The sequence below is a fragment of the Methylocaldum sp. 14B genome (genome assembly GCF_002005105.1).
Classification (GTDB): domain Bacteria; phylum Pseudomonadota; class Gammaproteobacteria; order Methylococcales; family Methylococcaceae; genus Methylocaldum.
In genome coordinates this window covers 138,564-157,806 of sequence record NZ_MSCV01000002.1, presented here as the reverse complement: position 1 = coordinate 157,806, position 19,243 = coordinate 138,564, and the positions used below count along the sequence as shown (strand labels likewise).

General features: G+C 57.5%; 20 protein-coding genes. 2 read left to right on the top strand and 18 right to left on the bottom strand.

The window, feature by feature from the left end:
• Positions 1 to 12: 12 nt before the first annotated feature.
• The 8 genes from B2A78_RS02200 to gshB form a co-directional block, all read right to left on the bottom strand.
• Positions 13 to 486, bottom strand: coding sequence for a PAS domain-containing protein (locus tag B2A78_RS02200; RefSeq protein WP_077728273.1), 474 nt, complete (start codon positions 484 to 486; stop codon positions 13 to 15).
• Positions 487 to 526: 40 nt separating this feature from the next.
• Complete coding sequence (locus B2A78_RS02195; protein WP_077728272.1) at positions 527 to 889, bottom strand: roadblock/LC7 domain-containing protein; 363 nt, start codon at positions 887 to 889, stop codon at positions 527 to 529.
• A 58-nt stretch (positions 890 to 947) separates the two neighbouring features.
• A complete protein-coding gene (locus B2A78_RS02190) occupies positions 948 to 1,592 on the bottom strand; it encodes a hypothetical protein (protein WP_077728271.1) in 645 nt (214 codons plus the stop codon).
• Complete coding sequence (locus tag B2A78_RS02185; protein ID WP_077728270.1) at positions 1,589 to 2,131, bottom strand: ATP/GTP-binding protein; 543 nt, start codon at positions 2,129 to 2,131, stop codon at positions 1,589 to 1,591. Before B2A78_RS02185 ends, B2A78_RS02190 begins: the two co-directional genes overlap by 4 nt.
• An 18-nt stretch (positions 2,132 to 2,149) precedes the next feature.
• Positions 2,150 to 3,346 carry a hypothetical protein gene (locus B2A78_RS02180; RefSeq protein ID WP_077728269.1) on the bottom strand — a complete coding sequence of 399 codons (1,197 nt, stop codon included), beginning with the start codon at positions 3,344 to 3,346 and terminating at the stop codon, positions 2,150 to 2,152.
• Positions 3,343 to 4,101 (bottom strand): hypothetical protein, encoded by a 759-nt coding sequence (locus B2A78_RS02175; protein WP_077728268.1) that lies wholly within the window; start codon positions 4,099 to 4,101, stop codon positions 3,343 to 3,345. The genes B2A78_RS02180 and B2A78_RS02175 overlap by 4 nt, the downstream gene beginning before the upstream one ends.
• Before the next feature lie 236 nt (positions 4,102 to 4,337).
• On the bottom strand, positions 4,338 to 5,189 hold the full coding sequence (locus B2A78_RS02170; protein WP_077728267.1) for an energy transducer TonB: 852 nt from the start codon (positions 5,187 to 5,189) through the stop codon (positions 4,338 to 4,340).
• 12 nt (positions 5,190 to 5,201) lie between these two features.
• On the bottom strand, positions 5,202 to 6,152 hold the full coding sequence (gshB, locus tag B2A78_RS02165) for a glutathione synthase (protein ID WP_077728266.1): 951 nt from the start codon (positions 6,150 to 6,152) through the stop codon (positions 5,202 to 5,204).
• Between the two features lie 101 nt (positions 6,153 to 6,253).
• Between gshB and rpmB the strand changes: the two genes are divergently transcribed.
• Both rpmB and rpmG read left to right on the top strand, forming a co-directional pair.
• Positions 6,254 to 6,490, top strand: coding sequence for a 50S ribosomal protein L28 (gene rpmB, locus B2A78_RS02160; RefSeq protein WP_077728265.1), 237 nt, complete (start codon positions 6,254 to 6,256; stop codon positions 6,488 to 6,490).
• 14 nt (positions 6,491 to 6,504) lie between these two features.
• Positions 6,505 to 6,660, top strand: coding sequence for a 50S ribosomal protein L33 (rpmG, locus tag B2A78_RS02155; protein ID WP_077728264.1), 156 nt, complete (start codon positions 6,505 to 6,507; stop codon positions 6,658 to 6,660).
• 321 nt (positions 6,661 to 6,981) lie between these two features.
• Here rpmG and B2A78_RS02150 read toward each other — a convergent pair whose 3' ends face one another.
• The 10 genes from B2A78_RS02150 to B2A78_RS02105 form a co-directional block, all read right to left on the bottom strand.
• Positions 6,982 to 7,932 (bottom strand): acetylxylan esterase, encoded by a 951-nt coding sequence (locus tag B2A78_RS02150; RefSeq protein WP_240502374.1) that lies wholly within the window; start codon positions 7,930 to 7,932, stop codon positions 6,982 to 6,984.
• A gap of 18 nt (positions 7,933 to 7,950) precedes the next feature.
• Positions 7,951 to 8,397, bottom strand: a complete 447-nt coding sequence (rhuM, locus tag B2A78_RS02145) for a RhuM family protein (RefSeq protein ID WP_240502373.1) — start codon at positions 8,395 to 8,397, stop codon at positions 7,951 to 7,953.
• Positions 8,394 to 9,251 carry a hypothetical protein gene (locus B2A78_RS02140; protein ID WP_077728263.1) on the bottom strand — a complete coding sequence of 286 codons (858 nt, stop codon included), beginning with the start codon at positions 9,249 to 9,251 and terminating at the stop codon, positions 8,394 to 8,396. Before B2A78_RS02140 ends, rhuM begins: the two co-directional genes overlap by 4 nt.
• Positions 9,248 to 10,876: an ATP-binding protein gene (locus B2A78_RS02135; protein WP_077728262.1), complete on the bottom strand. Its 1,629-nt coding sequence runs from the start codon at positions 10,874 to 10,876 to the stop codon at positions 9,248 to 9,250. The genes B2A78_RS02140 and B2A78_RS02135 overlap by 4 nt, the downstream gene beginning before the upstream one ends.
• A gap of 14 nt (positions 10,877 to 10,890) precedes the next feature.
• Positions 10,891 to 11,082 (bottom strand): hypothetical protein, encoded by a 192-nt coding sequence (locus B2A78_RS02130; protein ID WP_077728261.1) that lies wholly within the window; start codon positions 11,080 to 11,082, stop codon positions 10,891 to 10,893.
• A 138-nt stretch (positions 11,083 to 11,220) separates the two neighbouring features.
• On the bottom strand, positions 11,221 to 13,221 hold the full coding sequence (locus B2A78_RS02125; RefSeq protein WP_077728260.1) for a restriction endonuclease subunit S: 2,001 nt from the start codon (positions 13,219 to 13,221) through the stop codon (positions 11,221 to 11,223).
• Positions 13,221 to 14,969: an N-6 DNA methylase gene (locus B2A78_RS02120; RefSeq protein ID WP_077728259.1), complete on the bottom strand. Its 1,749-nt coding sequence runs from the start codon at positions 14,967 to 14,969 to the stop codon at positions 13,221 to 13,223. The genes B2A78_RS02125 and B2A78_RS02120 overlap by 1 nt, the downstream gene beginning before the upstream one ends.
• Before the next feature lie 284 nt (positions 14,970 to 15,253).
• Positions 15,254 to 17,665, bottom strand: coding sequence for a DEAD/DEAH box helicase family protein (locus tag B2A78_RS02115; RefSeq protein WP_077728258.1), 2,412 nt, complete (start codon positions 17,663 to 17,665; stop codon positions 15,254 to 15,256).
• A gap of 483 nt (positions 17,666 to 18,148) precedes the next feature.
• The gene (locus tag B2A78_RS02110) at positions 18,149 to 18,511 is read right to left on the bottom strand and encodes a DUF3375 family protein (protein WP_205780640.1); all 363 of its coding nucleotides are present in this window, start codon (positions 18,509 to 18,511) and stop codon (positions 18,149 to 18,151) included.
• 48 nt (positions 18,512 to 18,559) lie between these two features.
• Positions 18,560 to 19,231, bottom strand: coding sequence for a hypothetical protein (locus B2A78_RS02105; protein ID WP_168175321.1), 672 nt, complete (start codon positions 19,229 to 19,231; stop codon positions 18,560 to 18,562).
• Between the last annotated feature and the right edge of the window lie 12 nt (positions 19,232 to 19,243).

The following is a 19,243-nucleotide window of genomic DNA, read 5'->3' as shown; positions in this document are numbered from 1 at the left end:
GAGTCGAGACGCTCAAAACAAGGTGGGATAGAGTTTCATGCATTCGGCGACTTTCTGTCGGGACGGCTTGCGCCGGACCGAGGTATAGCCGATGACCTGGGCGTTTCGAATGTTCGGGATGACCGTGGCCTTGACCCAGTAGAAACCGCCGTCCTTGCGCAAATTCTTGACATAGCCCTGCCATTTTTCGCCGCGCCGCAAGGTTTCCCAAAGATCCCGGAAAGCTGCCGGCGGCATATCGGGATGCCGCAGAATGTAGTGTGGCGCGCCGATCAGTTCTTCCTTGGAATATCCCGACATGTCGACGAAGGATTGGTTGACATGGGTGATGATGCCGGCCGGATCGGTGCGAGAAACGATCAAGCGTCCGTCCGGATAAGGCGACTCGATGTCGGTTACCAGCACGTTCCGGCGAGTCCCGTCGAAATGGACGAGCGTATGTTCTCGGTAGGCCCCGACGATGTCTTCGGGCTTCATGTCTTGCATGGCGGCCTCTTGGAACTACGGTGGTCGGGCTGTGCGCCGGTCAAATCAGGCCGGCTATGCTTTCGGCCGCCCGTTTTACGTCTAGAAAGATCAGACCCAACTTGGCATTGGGCTTGGCCATCACGGTCAGCACCGCTTCCTTGCCGGCATAAGTCATCAGCACGTATCCCCTGTCGCCTTTGATGAGCACCTGCTCGAGCGTACCCCGCGACAGTTCCTGGGCGGTCCTGTCGCCCAGGGACAGCATGGCGGCGCTCATGGCACCCACCCGATCCTCGTCCAGGTTTTGAGGCAATACGGCCGCCATCATCAAGCCGTCCGTCGAAATGACGCCGGAAGCTTCGATGTCGGCCGATGTGCCGTTCAACTCACTCAAAATGGAAGTCAACATTTCTGCACGCATAACTGAACCTCGCTCGCACTCGGATGATTCGGGAAAATTCGTTCTTGATTTATTTGCATCAGCTGCCGACGCCGGCATAGCGGCGGCTCAATATCCAGACCAGGGTAACGAAATCCGGCTGGTTGAACCTCGGCATTCCCGCGGCGACCAGCACGAATCGCTCTTTCCCCAGGTATAGCGGCCAAAATCCCACTTTGCTGTTGCCCGCCGAGTCCACTACGGACCAGGCGCTCGAATTGAGCCCCAGGTTGTTGAGCAAGAGACCCGAGCGACGCTCATGCAGATTGGCCAAATCGGCGCTGAGCGCCGACAGCTCCTCGGCGACTTCGTGGGGAAAACCGTGGGTCGCAAGATAGAACCCTTGGCTGTCGGCCAACAGAACCTTGGCTTGGCTGCTGAGCTGGCTCAGCAGTTCGGGCAGGATTTCGGAAAGAGGCTGATTCGGGCATTTCAGCGGCGCCTTCAACCCTTGCAGCCATTTCGCTTCTTGTGCATGGTGCAGCATGGCATAGGCCCTTTCGGCGTCCTCGATAGCCGACCAGTCTTTCAGGCCGGCCAGGGTGAGCGCTGGGCTGGACTCCATCTGCAGCAAGTTTCTGATGAGCTGTTTGGCTGGGGTGTGCGCCTTGGTCGTGACCGCATGGTAGGCGCCGCCTGGCGTCGGATGAAGATAAAGGTGCTCCGCCAGCGCGTAGTCCTTCATTGATCCTCCAGCCCCGGATCGATGGAGTAGAGCAGCGCCTGTACCAGCAAAGAAACGTCTTTCTTGCGCCGGGCGTCGACCTCGAAAATCGGCGGATTCAGACCGGTCGCTTCCAACTGGCGATGGTAGTCCGATACCAGAGGCGTTGCACGGACGTCCATTTGGGTGACGCCTATGACCAGGCTCGTGGCCTCGATGAAGCTGCCGAATTTGTTCAAGAAAAAGCGCAGATCCTGGAAGGGATCGGCGCGGGTGTTGTCGAGCAGCAGCACCAGGCCGATGCCTCCGGTGGTCAGAATGTCCCACATGAAGTCGAACCGCTCCTGTCCCGGCGTTCCGTACAGATGAATCTTTTCCCCGCCGGGCAAAGTCATCATCCCGTAGTCGAGCGCGACCGTGGTCGAAGCTTTCCGGCTTTTGGTCATATCGCTGGCGACTTGGTCCGTTTTGACCGGCGGAACATCACTGAGCGAGGTGATGGCGGTCGTTTTCCCAGCGCCCACGGGTCCGGTGAAAATGATTTTGTTGTACTGAATCACGATTCGATTCCGCTCCCGTCAAGACATTTTCAAGTGTTTCAAAATCTTCCCGAGAAAGGACGTGCGCTCCGGCTCCGGTCTGGCGGTCGACGCCTGAATTTCCGCGCGGGCCGTCTGCTGTTTCGGCCGTTGCTCTATCAGTCGCAAGGCATGAGCGGCGCTGATGAAGGCAAACACATACTGCTGCCGTATGCCTAAAATCTGCGCCGCCTCGCATACGGTATGGGGGCTGTGATACAACAGTGCTGCGATTCGCATGGTATGAGGGATCAGCAGGAAGCGGGTCAGATTGGGCCAGTGTTTGAGGGCTACCTCGTGTTCGAACGAGATGTCCACAGGGATCTTGCCTTTTGACGTCCAGATCGCCATCTTCCATAAGAAGGCATCCAGCGAAATCATCCGGCTCGGATCGAGCTCGGCCTGGCCGGCGTCGATCGGCGTAACTTTCAGATCCTTGGCGGTTTGCGCGCGGGGTCCGCTGATATCCATATGCGCAAGATTGTTAATGCGAATCGCGCAGGCGGCGCGCAATTGAGCTTCGTCTGCGTTGATCCATATCCGTCGAATCTGTGGAAAGACGACCAGCGGCTTCCATGGCGTTTCCACCCGCAAAGCCTGTTGATGCGAAATGGCGAGCGCGCAGGCCGATTCGAAGCTCCCCTGCAGAAAATCCTTGGGATCGTAGCGGACCGCCGCAGCCTGTTCGGGAACGGTCGGATCGATGTCGTCGCGGACGCCCAGAAAGCTCATGAAGCTTTGCTCATCCATTAGGGCGGCCACTTTGGATACGGATCCATCCGATTTTTCCGGCGCAACGACCGCCCGTAACGGAGTCGGGCGGGTTTCCGGCTCCGGCTTTCCGGCTTGCCGCGGTTGGCGGCCTTGGAGAATTTGCCGGACGCGCCGGATCGCCTGCAGCATGCTCTCGGCTTGGACCGGTTTCTTCAAAAAAACGGTCTCGGGCGAAGACGCACGGTCGTTCAGGGAAAGCAGGATAAGGACCCGGTCGGGATGGGTTTGCCGTTCCCGATCCAGCAATTCGGCCGCCCTCTGTGCGTCCATGTCGATCATACAGGCTTCCGCTTCTTCTCCGTCGCCGACGATCTCGGCCTGGTTTCGGCAAGGGCCGTGCAGGAACATCTTGAACAGTTTCGCAGTCCGCTCGTCCATCCCTAGAACCGCCAACCTTAATGGCGCGATGGCAAAATCGGTCATGGGGTATGTTCCTTTCGCAGATATCGTTCGCACTCGTCCCAAATCGCCGGCAAGGGGTCCATGATCGCCCGAAGCTTTTCACGCGTGTGCAAGAAATTGTCGAGATCACCGGTCGCCCGATACAGCAGCAGTAGTTCCTCAAGTAAATCGGTTCGCTCAGGCAGTCGGAACAATGCGCCTTCCAGTACCGCTCTCGCTTGGTCGATCTGGCTGTATTCGATGTGTTCCCGCGCTTCCACCAGCGGGTCGCGTTCTTCGTCCGAGGCATCGATCGACACCTGGACCAAATTCAGCGAACCGATGACGCCGGGGGCAAGAACCGATTGCCCGGCCGGCGGCAGCTCGGCCCAATCGGGCGTGTTTCCGCATTCAAGCCATCGATCGAGACGCGCATAGCAATCCTTCCTCAACCGATCCCGCGCCCCTGTCAGCAATCGCTTGCGGAGAGAGGGTCCCCTGTGTTCCAGGGCAATGAAAAGGTCCAACAAAGCGGCGTACAGGCCGTCTCGGTCGTTTTGATGGTAGTGGTGCAACACCCGCTGAGTGTGTCGCAGCAAGTTGTCGGGAACCGCAGACACGGAATGGGCCAGATAATCTGCGACGTCGTTTTCTGTGCCTAGGCAGAGCGGATTCGGTTGGAGCGAGTCCTCGATCAGAAAGGCCGGTTCGGCAAAATTCCCTGGACCAACGTCGGGCCCTGCCTCACCGCATCGCGGCAAGGCCGGTCGCTGAGCTTGGGAGAGATAATCGACCATCGGTGTTCTTAATGAGGAAACGGCTAGGCAATTAACAGGGATAAGGTGGACGGCTCTCTACAGGGTCGGCGGACATCGTTCTAAAGGGAAGATTCAGTCAGCGGACCCAGGCGTCCTGGCCGGACACATCAAGAATAGTCGGTTTTTGGGGGAAGGCTAGGCGGTGGAAGGCTGCCTGGACAGGCGCTCGGACGTTATGGCTGAGAGTCCGAGCTTGCAGGGAAAGCTGGGGTGAATCAGGGGCCGGTTTGGAGACGGTGATCGTTCTCGAACCGCCAGGTGCGGGTGATGATCAAAACATCCGCTTCCTGTTTCAGCTCTTGGGGAAAAGGTGCGAAGGGAGCGGCAAGCTGCACGATATTCGTTGCGGCGTCGTCCAGAACTTGATGGCCGGAAGAATGCCGGACCTGTATGCTGTACACGGTTCCGTCCGGCTTGATGCCGACGCTCAGAAGCAGGCTTCCGGAAAGATTCCGGCGGCGGGCTTCGTCGGGATAATTAAGATTGCCGATACGCTCGATTTTGTCCTGCCAGGCCTTCTCGTAGGCAGCGGCCTTGTATTTGTGGGCGTTCACCGAGTTGATGTAAACCAGCTTGGGACGGCGGGCATAGTCTTCCCGCGATTTGTTCAGTTCGGCGCTCAATTCGGCAATCTGCTGGCTGAGCGCCGCGGCGGTGAGCTTTACGGGCTGCGGTTCCGGCAGTATCTCCGTGCCTTGATCCGTGACGATCTTCTTTTCGGATTTTTCCTGTCTCAGCACGCGTTTGAGTTTGGCTTCCTGAACATGCGCGGGATTGGGCGCGTTTTCGGTTTGCTGGCCCTGTCCTTCCTGCGGTGTGGGCTGGTTCCTCGGAATCGCCTTTTCGGTATGGGTTCCGCTGCCTATCTGGTTGTCCGGAGCGAGAAAGTCGGCCTTTTCCGGAGCCTTCTGCGAAGCATTTCGCACCAGAGCGATGGTCAAGGATTTCTTGATTTCCGGGTGCTTGGGCATTTCGAAGCTGACGCCCAGGATGAGAACGGCGTGTGCGATGCCGGCAAAAACCAGGGATAGAAGAAAGCGGTCGGAAAAAACCTTTTCGGTATTCATGAGTTGACGTTATTAAGCCCGCACAACGGACTCGATATGATTCATCAGCAAGGCACTGATATTCAAGCCGAACAGTGCATCCAGCTCCTGCACGCAGGTCGGACTGGTCACGTTCACTTCGGTCAGATAGTTTCCGATCACGTCCAGTCCCACGAATACGAGTCCTCTTTCGCGAAGCGTCGGACCGACCTGCTCGGCGATCCAGCGATCCCGCGGGGTCAGTTCGCGTCCCTCCGCGCGTCCTCCGGCGGCGAGGTTCCCGCGGCTTTCGCCCAGCGCGGGGATACGGGCAAGAGCATAAGGAACCGGCTCGCCGTTCACTACCAGGATGCGTTTGTCGCCGTCGACGATTTCCGGCAGATAGCGTTGAGCCATGACGAAGCGCGAGTTGTGCCGGGTCATGGTTTCCAGGATGACGCTCAGATTGGGGTCTTTTTCCGCGATGCGGAAAATCGAGGCGCCGCCCATGCCGTCCAAGGGCTTCAGGATGATTTCGCCCTGTTCGTGCAGAAATTCGCGGATCTTGTGCCCTTCCCTGGCCACCAGGGTCGGCGGGCAGCACTGCGGAAACCAGGCGGTAAAGAGCTTTTCGTTGGCATCGCGCAGCGAGCGGGGTTTGTTGACCACGTAAAGCCCCTGGTTTTCGGCGCATTCCAAGAGATAGGTGGCGTAGATGTATTCCTGGTCGAAAGGCGGGTCCTTGCGCATCAACACGACATCCAAGGAATCCAGCGGCGCGACCGTCTCGCCGAGGAAGCTGAACCAGGACTGCTGGTTGCGCTCCACGCTCAGGCGGCGCATCCGCGCGTAGGTGCGTCCGTCGCGCAAATAAAGATCGTTGAGCTCCATGTAATGGAGCTCGTAACCCCGCGACTGAGCCTCCAGCAGCATGGCGAAGCTGGTGTCTTTGTGGATTTTGATTTTTCCGATGGGATCCATGACGATCCCGAGCTTTAGACTCATAGCGATTTTTCCGTAATAGGAGTAGCGCGGCTTGACTTAAAAACCTTGAATCATATATAAAGCCTGATTTCCGTTCCAGCTAGGCGAGTTAGAGGTCAACCATGTCCAGAGTATGCCAGGTGACGGGCAAGCGCCGTATTGTAGGCAATAACGTCTCGCACGCTAACAATAAGACGAAGCGCCTGTTCAATCCGAATCTGCACCAGCACCGTTTTTGGGTCGAAAGCGAAAACCGTTGGGTAAGCCTTCGCGTTTCCAGCCAGGGAATGCGCATCATCGACAAGAAGGGTATCGATGCCGTTTTGGCGGATATCCGCAAGCGCGGCGAAAAAGTCTAATCGAGGTCTGAACCATGCGCGACAAAATCAAATTGGTATCGAGCGCCGGCACCGGCCATTTTTACACGACCACCAAGAACAAGCGGAACATGCCGGAAAAGATGGAGATCAAGAAATTCGATCCCGTCGTCCGCAAGCATGTCCTGTACAAGGAAGCGAAAATCAAATAATCCGTGATTTGCCCGGGTCGCGGACCCAAACAATATCCGTGATCCGGCTTATCGCCCGGCCGTTCCATTGAGCCGAGGCGGTCAGCCCGCCTTTTTTCGGCTCGATTCAAGATTAGCCCATTCGCTCGGCTGCGTAATCTGAGACCGGGCGCCGTCCTCACCGGAAACCCGCCTCGCTCCAAGCAGTTCGAAAAATCATTCGAGTGTCGTAGGTCGGCAATCCTTTGCCGACAAAGCTCCTCACCGACCTACGAATTTTTCGGTCCTCACTGAAAAACCGCGATGAAAAGCGCTTTGGCGGCACAGGAAATTTCGCCCTGCTTAGAGCGGCTCGAAAAAAGTTCCAAGCTCCGCCAGCAACGCCCGCTCCTCCTCGAGCCGTTCCGGGTAATCGGAATGTCCGGCTTTCAGCACGAATAGGCGTTTCGGTCCCGGCAGCGCATTATAGATGGCGAATTGGCCGGGCGGTGCGACGAACGGATCGGACAAGGCCGCCGCGACATGCACCGGAATCCGAACGTGCCGCGCGGCGCAGGCGGCATCGTAGTAACTTAATGTTTCCAGCACGGACCCATGCCGGCGCTCGTATCGTCGGACGGCTTCCCCGCTCCCCAGGGTCGGCAGCGCAAGACGCAAAGGACGATGGCCGAAGGTCGGAACGTTCAGATGGGCGATGCGAATGCGCGGCTCCCAGGGCAGGGCCAAAGCGCCGATGCCGCCGCCGAAGCTGATCCCCGAGTAGCCGATATGCCCCTCGACTTGCGGAAAGACGCTCAGCAGCGCCGAAACCGCCAGCCACAAATCCTCGACGCAGCCGCCCAGGATGTAACGATCGCGCCGATCAATGCCGTGCAGGACATGACGGGCGGGATTGTCCGGCAGGCGCGGATCGCGGCTCGAGGAAAGTCCGCGGAAGCAGGGAAACAACACCGCCGCTTCCCCGACCGGAAGATCGAAATCCGGACCCTCCCGGCCTCCGTAGCCGTGCCCGATCACCAAACCGCGCCGAACCGGTCCGCGCCTGGGACTCAGTAGCCAACCGCCGATCGTGAACTCGTCGGTCGACCGATAACGGACATCATAAACATCGAAGTCCGGATGAACGTCTTTGCCGCGAGACAGCTCGGGGTTCGGGTAAACGCTCAGCGCGCGCCGGTAACGGGTTTCCCAGAACTCGGCGAAATCGCCGGGTTCCTCCGGGCAGTCGACCCGAAGCAGCGACTCCAGGGTGTAGCCGTAGGTGGGATCGAAAGGGGGTTTGGCGGAAATCACGATTTGTCGCGAATGACTCTAAGAAGCTCTGAATCCGCCCTCGCTCGGAGGGTATAGGTATCTTACAAGTCTCGTGACCATCAGTGTGAAGCCCTTTGCCAGATACTCCCGCAAACGCTCCGTGGCCCAGCGGCGGAACTGCGTACTGCGCACCGAGCGTACTCGATAACCCACGGCGAGAATGGCGTCGAGATTGTAATGATCGATGTTGCGGCTGACCTTGCGGTTGCCTTCTTGGCGAACTATTAGGAATTTCCTAATAGTTGCCTCCGGCAGCAGTTCGCCGTCGGCGTACAGGGTCTTCAGGTGCTCGTTGATCGTTGGCACTTTGACCTGAAACAACTCCGCCATCAGAGCTTGGGTCAACCATAACGTGTCGTCGGCGAAGCGGCATTCGACGCGGGTACGGCCATCCTCGGTTTCGTAGAGGAGGAATTCGGCGATGCTTCTTTCTGGCTGACTCACGACACCAATCTCGCGAGTTGAGGATCGTTGCGAAACAGTACACACCACTTAGCCACTGCGGAAAGTTCGGCGTCTCGTTCCGTCATGGCCTTGATTTCGCGAAGACAGTCGCGCACCTTTTGTTTGGCAGCCGGATTACCGCCTGTGCCACATCGGGATTTAGCCGTTCTGTATTGCTCGATCGTCCGCGTCATTCGTTGCCATATCTTCTTGCGTTCTTCGGTTAGGGCTTCGTGCTCGTTTAACTTCAGGCGCTTGATCGTTTCATCGACCCGATGTTCCTCCCAGGTAGTAGCTCCAGGAGCGGCTATGGCTTTTCCTTCCTCATCGAAGGCGAGAAGGTTGACATCGTCATTGTCTATGGGATCGAGCAGGTAAGGCGCTTCGGATTCTTCGCATCGGTTTTCATAGGTGGAGCAGAGTGATCCCTCCAGCAGTGGGAACCATCCGCCTTTCTTGCGGTTGCCGACGTTTCCGCAGGCCCGAAAGTTCATGTAGTCGAAGGCCAGCCACCAGTAACCGTCACGCACGGTACCATCGAAAGTTTTCGCTTCCTTTTTGGGGCGGAAGTGTTCGACGTCCATATGCGAATAGATTTCTTTTGCCTCGGAAAACCAGCACTTCCCGGCTGAAAGAGCCAGAAGCCATGGCTTCAACTTGCCCCAGTGGTCGCCGTGCTTATCGATCAGTTCGTTTCGAGCTTTGATATCGCCCGCACGCTGCAATTTCTCCAACTCGTTAATGAGCCGTGCAGACTCGTTAAGCCAGTTCTGCCACTGCGCTTCGGTCCAGGGTGTCCATTTAGGAATGTCGGTATCGGTAGGCCGACGGTTTTCGAGATCGATCCAGATCATTCCTCACCCTCTTCGCGCAGAATCTCATCGATGATCTCGTCGGCTATCGCGTCCTGCGCTTTCTGCTCCTCAGGCGTCAGCGTTCGTTTGTGAAAGCGTGTATGCATGGCCATCTTGCGTACAAACATGGCGTAGTACGGGTCCTTGAAGTCGGAGTTAGAGAAACCCAGATCGGCAAGCTCGGCGCTCAGGCAGGTGAGCTCCGCGTCCTCTTCTGCTGTACGTTTATCGTCCAATGCAAATAGGTAGTTGCGTCGATGCAGACGACGCTCGGTTTCCGAATCCAGCGTGGAGGCCAATCCGAACAACTCGCTTTTCAATAGCCCGGTTACACCCATGCCTTGCGGATTGGTGTCGGGAATATCCACCACCGATTTCTCGCCTTCTTTGCGCAGGATACGTACCTGTTCGCGCTTGAGGCTGCCGATCATCATCGGATCGTGCGTCGTGATGATGATCTGCGATTCGCCTTGCACCACAGCTCCTTCGCGGGGTTTCAGCACGCTTTCGATATCGTCGAAATAACGCAGCTTCCAGATCGGGTTCAGATGCGTATCGGGCTCGTCGAGCAGGAAAAGACAGTGATCTTCGCTGGTGATGCGCATCAAGCCCAGCACGGTGAGCATTTGCAGCTCGCCTTCGGACAGCTGGGTGAAGCTGACATTGCCCCCATTCTCTTCGTGCTTCTTGATCGTGATGCGGACTTCTTCCAGCAGGTCGCCGATGTACGCGCCTTCGGCGTAGCGAAAGAATCTGTCCGGCGTTCCTACCATTTCACCCAGCTCGTTCAGCTTCTTTCGATTGGGCACGTACAGGTATAAGCGTTTCTGCTTCTCCGGACGTCGCCGGAAGTCGATCTGCACATCCTTGGTTTCTTCGATCGGCGCCCAGGCGACTTGCCAAAGCTTGTCGAGCAGGTCGCTGACCACCGTCCCGCGCGCATACCAGAACCGAGGGTCGCCTTCGAGAATATCCTTGTCCTTGAGATCGCGTAGCGTGTGCGGCTGCTTGAGTACAAACAGGGCCGATTCCAGGGCCGCGATATTCAGGTTCTCCAGCAACTTGGCGAAGACAGGATCGTCCGACAGCAGGCAGGCCAGCAGTACGAGTTGGCTGTGCCCGCCGCGGCAATAGAAAAGACGCCGGACCAGGTCGTCGCCATCGCGACGCAGCAGGTTCTTGAAACGCTCCTGATGGGCCTGGAACAGGGCCTCCAGCCGCTCGTTCTTGCCCGAGTAATAGGCGAAGACATGCGAGGGCAGGTATTCCCTGGCGTGTTCGCTGAGATGGCTTTGCGACGACGCCTTGCCGTCTATCGTGACCAGCGGGCGATTGCCGATGCGGCGATTCGCCTTAAGCGTGATTTCGTGCCCCCTGATCTTGTAATCGAGCTCATAGTCGAAGCTGGCATCGTTGTTTAAATCCACATCCCGAAAAATGGTGATGATGGCTTCGATCAGGTTCGACTTACCCGTGCCGTTCTGGCCGATGACGGCGTGGCTCCGGATGGGCTTGGCCTCTTGAGGGGCGCTGTCACCCCCGGCATGGTCGAAATATTCGCTGAAGTGAATCTCGAAGTCTTTCAGGTTCTTGAAGTCCCGAATGCTTATTCGCTGCAAATGCATGATTGGCGTGTTTTTTATTTCTTCACTTGGTCTTGGGTTTGCAAGGACTTGGGGGCATCATCGCCCACCGCGATCGGGATGTTGTGATGCCAGAAAACGGCGTATTGCCCCAAGCGCTTCTTGCGCTCCAAAGTTTGAGCAACGGCCTGTCGCAGGCTTTCCAGCATGGCCTGAGTTTCAGAACTAGGCGTGGGCGTGGCGCTCATGGGTGAGCCTCCTTTTGCAAGAGATCGAAAAACTCCGGATAAAAAACCTTGGGTGTGTGGCCCGTCTGCTCAAACACCAGTTCCGGCACTGGCCCAGTGCTGAAGAAGCAGCGCGTGCGACGGTCCGGCACATGGGCATCAGTCCGCTTCCACTACCCTCATCTCGGCTACGGCAGGCTCCCGGATCCAGCCCTTGCACACTTCGAGCTTGAGCTGGGCATAGAAGGCGTCGATCTCGCCGCCGAAGCGTTGCCACAAGTCCTTGGCGTTCATCTCGCCGTTGTGGCGGGCGAGTATGGTAGCCAGCGGGGCCTGGGCCTTGATGTCGGGCGCTTGGCCCAAACGCAGCGGGGCGATCAGTTCGGCTTGGGGGGCTTTCATGGGTTCGTCTTCTTCTTGTTCGATGGCGATACCGGTGAGGCTTGAGACGGCAGCGGTGGCGAGACGGCCAGCGAGTTCGTTGGCATGGCGGAGCTGGGATTCCAGTGAGTCGCAGAAATGCATCAGTTCTGCGACGCGATTCACAATTCGATGTTGCTCAGCAATTGGGGGTAATGGAATCTCAAACTGTTCAAGAACCTTCTTGCTCAGCCCCTCACGAGCCATGCCGACCTGCCGCGCCCAAATCATTGACTGCGTGTAGGATGACAAAATGCAAAGGTGCAGATATTCCCGAATCTGAGGATCGGTTGGTCGGATGATTGTGACGTGCTGGCTCACATTGGCCTCTCCAAACTCTGCTGGTACTAATGCGCAACGCCCTAGAGAAGCACCAGTGATATTCAGCAGCAGGTCGTTGCCCATCACTGCCGTGCTTGACATTCTTGCGTGCTCGTCCGGAGTAATGCAGGCAACATCATCTAAACGCAAACCGTCATTCCAAACATTTTGGGAGCGAAGGAAAGGAATTCCCTCTTTGACGTAAACCTCTCGGCCCCCTCTTGGGGTACTGCCCGAGCCAATCTTGTTGGTAATCATCCCTAGACGCGCGAAAGCCCAGCCTTTAGGAAGCGTGAACGGATAGTCCTCCTCTGCGATTTCTCCAAACGCGGTTTGCTTCGGAATTAGTTTCTTTTTAATCAGCTCGGCTTTTTGATGGGCAATTCTAGAGAGCCAAACATGAATGGGTTCGTCTGATTCTGTTTGTTGAACGAGAAGACCGTGTACCGCCAGATCGAGAATCAGATTTCGCAACTCGCCCACATCCTCCGGCGTGTGAAAGAGCTCACCGAAGTTCGCGGCGAGTCGCGACCAAGTGGATTGAAGTTCGTGCGGGCTGGTGGCGGCGGCAACGGCTTGCAGAGTGGACTGGCGCAGGGCGTTTTGCAGGATGCGGCGCTGCTGTTGCAGTTCTTCGAGCTTGCCGCACAAGGCCATCAGTTCATCGACTTTGGCGACGATACGAGCTTGTTCGTCAATGGGAGGGCAAGGTATTGGCAGTGCCCTGACTGTGCCAGTGGCAAGTTCGACTTGTTGTGTAGTGCCTGAGACCAGCGAATTCGGATGTGTTGGCTCAATGCGAGACTGAATCCACGGAGACGCAATTACGCACCAGATATAGCGCGGCAAGAAATTAGCTAAGCGAATAACCGTAACGTGAGAGTCTGCAACGGCTCGGATATCCTCTGGTTGGTCATAAATCGTGATACGACCAGCCGTGCCGGTACCCGTTGAATTCCAAAGTAAGTCTCCGGCTTTGAGAAATCGCTCCTTGCCGTACGCCTTTAATGATTCATCGGTAACAAAGCGCGCTGGGGTTAAATCAAAGCGAGACCACTGCACGCACTTTTGCGATACCACGTAAGTGGTGCCGCGATCTGCGTACTTCGGCCCTTTTCCTCGTTGGATATACAGAGCCAAATGTTCAAGCCTTGTCCACTCCCAGTGCGCCGGAATTACAAAGGGCTTTGCATCAATCGGAGGATGCGGTCTTATCCCCCTTAGACCGAGCTTTGCCTCGTATTCCGAACGGAGAAATGATGCCTGAGAAATAGATTCGGTTACCGGTTGATCATCGGGCGATGGCTCGATGAGCTTTCCAGAAATCGCCAGTTGCAGGATAAGCTCTCGCAGCCGCTGTATTCCTCCCGGCGCATTGGCAATATGCCCAAGCTCGGCCAAAAACTGCTGCGCATCCATCAGGCGTCTTCACCCGCAAAGTGATGTGCGAGGGCAGCGGCCAGTTCGCTTTTCAGCAGGTTTTGCGTCTCTTCGATTTCGCCGAGCAGTTTCTTGTATTTCTCCAGCAGTACGTCGGGATCGTGGCTTTCCTCTTCCGGCGCGTTGGGGTTCTTGAGGTCCAGGTTGTAGATGGGCCAGTAGAGGCGGTCAGCCGCCGCTTGGGCGTCGCGGGCCTGCCGGCGCAAGGATTCGGCCTGTTCGCGCAGTTCGGCAATCTGGTTTTCCGCCTGTTTGCGATTCTGGGCATCCGTAACTCCGTTGATGGAGTTGCGCAGGTCGCGAGCCCGGTTCTCCAGTTGCGCGGCCTGGTTGTTCAGTTCTTCGGCCTTGTCCCAATGCGGCTTGGCGGCGGCTACCGCCTCCTGCTTCTTGGTCTTGAAGTCGAGCTTCCAGGCGAATTCGTTCTCCACCCGGTCGGCGAAGTCATTGCCTTCCGAGCCCCACCAGGCGATTTCTGCGTGGAATTCTTCGAAGCGTATCGGTTTGGTCTTGGAATAGCTCTTGTACCCCGCGGGGTAAGGGTGCTCGTAAAACCAGATGGTTTCGGTGGGCTTGCCCTTGGTGAAAAACAGCAAATTGGTCTTGATGCCGGTGTAGGGCGCGAACACGCCTTTAGGCAAGCGAACGACGGTGTGGAGATTGCACTCTTCGAGCAGCATTTCTTTCAGCCGGGCCTTGATGCCGTCGCCGAACATGAAGCCGTCGGGCAATACCACCGCCGCGCGGCCTCCGTCCTTCAAGAGACGTTTGACGATGAGGAGCATGAACATGTCGGCTGTTTCCCTGCTCTGGATCAGGTAATCCTGGCCGGCGTTGTCGTCCTCGTATCCGCCGAACGGCGGATTCGTCAGCAGGCAATCGACCCTTTCATCGGGCCGCCAATCGTTCCACGGGCGGCCCAGCGTATTGCGGTGCTCGATCTGGCTGGGCACGTCTATGCCGTGCAGCAGCATATTGGTGGTGCACAGCAGATGGGGAAGCTGCTTCTTTTCGATGCCGCGAATCAGCTCTTCGATGGCGCGCTTGTCTTCTGGGCGCGGGGACTTCATCTGCGCTAACTGGTGTCGAAAATGATCAATGACCGCAGTCAAGAAGCCGCCGGTTCCGCAAGCGGGATCGAGCACCTTTTCGTGTTTCGCGAGATTCGGGTTGACCCTATCCACCATGAACTGAGTGATGGCGCGCGGGGTATAGAACTCTCCCGCGTTGCCGGCACTCCGCAGGTCGTTCAGGATCTGCTCGTAGACGTCGCCCAGTTGGGCGCGGGCTTTGAAGTCGTGGAAGTTGATGGCTTCTTCCAGCTTCTCGATCACGGCCAGCATCAGCGGCCCGGACTTCATGTAGTTGTTGGAATCCTCGAAGACCTGCCTGATGACCTTGGCCATAGGGCTGACGGCGGCGTCGATCTCTTTCAGTGCCGGGAACAGGTCGTTGTTGACGAAAGGGATCAGCGCGCTGCCTTGGGTTTGCGGCTTCTTCTTGCCGTCGGCGTCGGCTTTGTAGGCTGCCCAGTTTCGCCAGCGGAACTTTTCGTCAATGGGCGACTGGTAGTTGGGGTCGTCGTCTTCCCACTCTTCCTCGCGTTGGTCGAAGACCTTGAGGAAAAGCATCCAGGTAAGTTGACCAATGCGCTGGGCGTCGCCATCGACGCCATCGTCCTTGCGCATGATGTCCTGGATGGATTTGATGGTACTGCTGAGATTCATCGTCGGTTGTCGTTCTCGTGTTTCGGTCGTCTGTCGTTGGGTAAATTAGAGCATCTTTCACCCCGGTTTAGCGGTAGGGAGCGGGAAGCTAGTAGGTCGGCAATCCCTTGCCGACACACGACATCGGCAAGGGGCTTTGTCGGCAAAGGATTGCCGACCTACGCCTTGGGCTCCGCTACACTGAATCGGAAAATGCACTAGGCGCGCACGGCGGTTCCGGCCGCTTACTCGTGGCTTCGGCGCGCGTCGTAACCTACCGGATCGCGGAACGGATTGCGACGGGGTCAGGCACGTTTTTCATCGTAAAGCGCTTGTTCGAGTTCGGTTATCGCTTGGGCGTATTTGTCGGCACCGCCGAAAATGCCTCTGCGGATTTCGGTTTTCGTGCCGTACTGATCGAAGGGCGGCAGCTCCAGGATCCTGGGGTCTTCGATGTCCTGAACACCGTGGTCGGCGAATTTTTCCAGCAGAGCTTCGAGTACGGCCCGTGCCTGTTCGCCGTATCTGCCGAAAACGTCCCGCTTCTTTACTTCGTTCGCACGCTCGCGGCGGGTCAGTGGCTTCCGGTCGAAAGCGACGTGTGCGACCAAATCGAAGGCATCGATGTCTTCGCCGTTGGGCACGGCTTGTTGCAGGACTTCCAGCGGCACCCCGCGGTTTCTGAGTTCGTCCAGGATGGCTTGCTTGCGCTCGGTTTCCGACCAGCGACGCAAGAAGTCGGTGAGCGAACCGAACTGTGCTCTCAGCGATTTCCGGATGTCCTCCTTGAGGAGGACTCGGTAATTCTCGGTGATGAGCTTGCCGTCGGCATCGAGATATTGGGAGCGCTCGACCGCCACCTGCACCTCAACGTCGCCCAAGACGTATTTGATGCGGCCCTCGCCACCGCTGGGGTTTTCGTCGCCGTTTTCGCCGGACGTGGGGACATAGGGTTGCGGTGCGGGTTCGCTGGTGATCGTGGGAGGTTCTTGTTCGTCCGGGGGCACGACGGGGCCATCCGGCTCGGGCTCGTAAATCACGACCGGTTCGCCGTCGAAATCGGGATCCGCGAAGAGGCGCGTGGCTCCCTTGAAGTCCATGATGGTGAAGTAGAGCTTGTGGTAGTCCTCTCGCAGGCGCGTCCCGCGGCCGATGATCTGCTTGAACTCGGTCATCGAGTTGATCGTCTGGTCCAGCACGATGAGCTTGCATGTCTTTGCATCGACGCCGGTAGTCAGGAGCTTGGAGGTTGTGGCGATGACAGGATAGGGCTCGTCGTTGTCGATGAAATAGGAGAGCTGCGCCTTGCCTTCGGCATCGTCGCCGGTGATGCGCATCACGTAGCGGCGATTGGCGGCTGCGGCGGGAATCAGCTTGACCAGTTCCTGGCGCATGCGCTCGGCGTGGTCCTGATCGTCGCAAAACACGATGGTCTTGGCCATCGGGTCGGTGCCTTTGAGGTATTCCCATACCTTGGCGGCTACCAGCTTGGTGCGTTTCTCAAGCACCAGATTGCGGTCGAAGTCCCTGGTGTTGTACTGGCGTTGTTCGACGGTCTGGCCGTGCTTGTCGAGCTTGCCCTTTTCGGGCGTGTAACCCAAAGCGTCGGCGTCCGTGACGATTCGGATCACCTTGTACGGGGCGAGGAAGCCGTCTTCGATGCCTTGCCTGAGAGAGTAGGTGTAGACCGGTTCGCCAAAATAGGTGATGTTGCTGACCTCTTTGGTTTCCCTGGGTGTCGCGGTCAATCCTAGGTGAGTGGCTGTGGAGAAATAGTCCAGCACTTCTCGCCAGACCGAGTCGTCGGCTGCGCTGCCGCGGTGACATTCATCGACGACAACTAGATCGAAGAAGTCGGCGGGGAATTGGCGGTATATCTGCTTCCACTCGTCTTTGCCCGTCACCGCCTGGTAAAGGGCAAGGTAAACCTCATAGTTCTTTTTGACCTCTCGGTTGGTGATCTTGTGCATGACTTCGCCGAATGGCGCAAAGTCCTGCTGCATGGTCTGATCGACGAGGATATTGCGGTCCGCCAGGAAGAGAATACGTTTCTTGGTCTTGGCTTTCCACAACCGCCAAATGATTTGGAAGGCGGTGTATGTTTTTCCGGTGCCCGTCGCCATGACGAGCAATATGCGCTGCTGGCCTTTGGCAATGGCCTCGATCGCCCGGTTGATCGCCACGCGCTGATAGTAACGGGGCTCGCGACCGCTGCCGTCGCTGTAGTAAGGCTGCTCGACGAGTTTGACGGCGTCGGGCTCCGTCAGCCCTTTCCACTGCTGATACAGTGGCCACAACGTCGCCGGTGAAGGGAATTCGCTGAGCGACAATTCGCGCTCGACCGGTTGGGTCAGGCCAGTACGGTCGTGCAGAAGAAATCCGTTGCCGTTGCTGCTGATGGCGAAAGGGGCATCCAGGAGTTCAGCATAGATCAGTGCCTGCGGCATTCCATGCCCCACCGGGTATTTGTTCTGCTTGGCTTCGATGACGGCAATGGGAACATTCGGGCGAGCGTAGAGGACATAATCCGCACGCTTTGGTCCGCCCTTCGCATCCGGATTCTTGATGCGTGCGGCCAACTTGCCTCGCACCATGACTCGACCATCGGTGAGTTGCACTTCCTCGCGGAACTCGTGCTGCTGCCACCCGGCTTGTTGAATCGCCGGTGTGATGAACTTTGTGCAGATGTCGCGCTCGCTGAGCAGTAACTTGTCCAATTACTTCTCCCCGTCTATTTAACGAAACATCGCGGTAATTCGATGAACGTAAGGACAGCTCGGCCGAAGGTTTGGCGCTTGCGTCGTCGCGTGAAGCGCGAAGCGGTGAGTTGATGCTTGAAAATAGCAGCCCCGGTGAGGACGCTGAGCAGCGGGGTCATGTCGTGTTTGCGGTTTTTGTCGACAGGTCGGTTAGTTCTTCTTGTGAGCGCCACATTAAATTATTGTCATGTATACATTGCAATAAACCAATAAGAATGAAGTTTCATGCGAAATATGGATCTTTTTGAATGGAGTGAGCGGGCAAGGACGAGGCTCGACATGATAGTCACGGCGGTTACTCTACTCCCTTCCAACTAAAGAGCTTAGTCGTAGGTCGGCAATCCTTTGCCGACGCATCCCTTATGTCGGGAAGGGATTCCCGACCTACCATGCTGATTTGCACCTGTTTGCCGGGAACGGCTGCCGCCCCTTCGACTTCGCTCAGGACGGGCTTATTCCGGCTCGCGGAATTCCGTAATAGTCCTCTATCGCGCTGTGCTGGTGTCCGGCGAGCTTGCGCATGCTGTCCAGGATGGCGAAGCCGTGGGTGTCGTTGCCGCCCCAGTCGTTCAGGTATTCGAGCGCAGGCTTAGGGAATGCGTCCTCCCCCAGCCGCTCGCGCAGCCCGAACAACTCGTCCTCCAGCGCTTCGGCCAGGTCCGACTGCGCCATCGTCCGCACATTGGGCGCGACGAACACGCGATGCAGAAAACTCGCCACCAGCGGCGCGTGATCCGAGCGCAGCAAGCGCCAGGCCGGGTGGTTCTGGCGGAGGAGGTCGAGGGTGACGTAGTCGAGGCTCATGCGGGATGCAATCGCTTGTCTGTGCTTATTTGGCCGGCTTCTCCGCGTTCAACGCGCTCCGGTGATCGTGACGGTTTTCTGGGTCCGGCAGGTGTCGCGGATGCTCTCGCAGCGGGTAAAGGCGTGGGTGTCGCGGTCGAAGCAAACGATGACCTCGTCTAGGGTCTTGGCGCTGCTCCTTTGGCCGTTCGCGCCGCAGGACAGCACGATTTCGTCGTCATCGAGCCCTGGATTCTTTTCCATGAACAGCCGCTCGATCTCCTCCGCTTCGGCGGTTTCGGCGAGGCTGGGCAAGTTCAGTTTCCGGAAAAGCGTTTCGGTAAGCTCGAAGTAGCCCCTGCGGGACAGAGCCGAGCAGGTTCCGTGGGCCTTCCATTCGTGACGGATGAGATAGTCCGATGGCATGAAGCCGTGAATCCTGCGTTTATCGACCCGATCCGGGCGTCCGCCGTCTTGGCAATCGCGCGGAGCGTCGTTTTCGCACTGAGGCCAAAGTCCGTGGACAATGAATCGACGGTTTTCCCGGCACTGCGGCTCGTCCCGGAGACCGGGATGGGAACGGCAGAATTCCGGCGACCAGGACAGGGCCAGGGCGTAATACTTGAATTTGCCGGCCACATTATCACTGCAGGCGTATTCGTCTTCCGCGCTCCAGTCCGCATATGCCGGAAGAGCTGAAAAGGCCAGTGCGAATAAGACGATTCTCTTCAGGATGTTCACGGTTTGCCCCCA

Bases quoted from the DNA above. Each gene is read 5' to 3' on its own strand.
- rpmG (WP_077728264.1), top strand. From the start codon at position 6,505: ATGCGCGACAAAATCAAATTGGTATCGAGCGCCGGCACCGGCCATTTT.
- B2A78_RS02175 (WP_077728268.1), bottom strand. From the start codon at position 4,101: ATGGTCGATTATCTCTCCCAAGCTCAGCGACCGGCCTTGCCGCGATGC.
- gshB (WP_077728266.1), bottom strand. From the start codon at position 6,152: ATGAGTCTAAAGCTCGGGATCGTCATGGATCCCATCGGAAAAATCAAA.
- B2A78_RS02125 (WP_077728260.1), bottom strand. From the start codon at position 13,221: ATGGATGCGCAGCAGTTTTTGGCCGAGCTTGGGCATATTGCCAATGCG.
- B2A78_RS02170 (WP_077728267.1), bottom strand. From the start codon at position 5,189: ATGAATACCGAAAAGGTTTTTTCCGACCGCTTTCTTCTATCCCTGGTT.
- B2A78_RS02120 (WP_077728259.1), bottom strand. From the start codon at position 14,969: ATGAATCTCAGCAGTACCATCAAATCCATCCAGGACATCATGCGCAAG.
- B2A78_RS02130 (WP_077728261.1), bottom strand. From the start codon at position 11,082: ATGAGCGCCACGCCCACGCCTAGTTCTGAAACTCAGGCCATGCTGGAA.
- B2A78_RS02135 (WP_077728262.1), bottom strand. From the start codon at position 10,876: ATGCATTTGCAGCGAATAAGCATTCGGGACTTCAAGAACCTGAAAGAC.
- rpmB (WP_077728265.1), top strand. From the start codon at position 6,254: ATGTCCAGAGTATGCCAGGTGACGGGCAAGCGCCGTATTGTAGGCAAT.
- B2A78_RS02195 (WP_077728272.1), bottom strand. From the start codon at position 889: ATGCGTGCAGAAATGTTGACTTCCATTTTGAGTGAGTTGAACGGCACA.
- B2A78_RS02110 (WP_205780640.1), bottom strand. From the start codon at position 18,511: ATGAGCCTCGACTACGTCACCCTCGACCTCCTCCGCCAGAACCACCCG.
- B2A78_RS02180 (WP_077728269.1), bottom strand. From the start codon at position 3,346: ATGACCGATTTTGCCATCGCGCCATTAAGGTTGGCGGTTCTAGGGATG.
- B2A78_RS02140 (WP_077728263.1), bottom strand. From the start codon at position 9,251: ATGATCTGGATCGATCTCGAAAACCGTCGGCCTACCGATACCGACATT.
- B2A78_RS02200 (WP_077728273.1), bottom strand. From the start codon at position 486: ATGCAAGACATGAAGCCCGAAGACATCGTCGGGGCCTACCGAGAACAT.
- B2A78_RS02190 (WP_077728271.1), bottom strand. From the start codon at position 1,592: ATGAAGGACTACGCGCTGGCGGAGCACCTTTATCTTCATCCGACGCCA.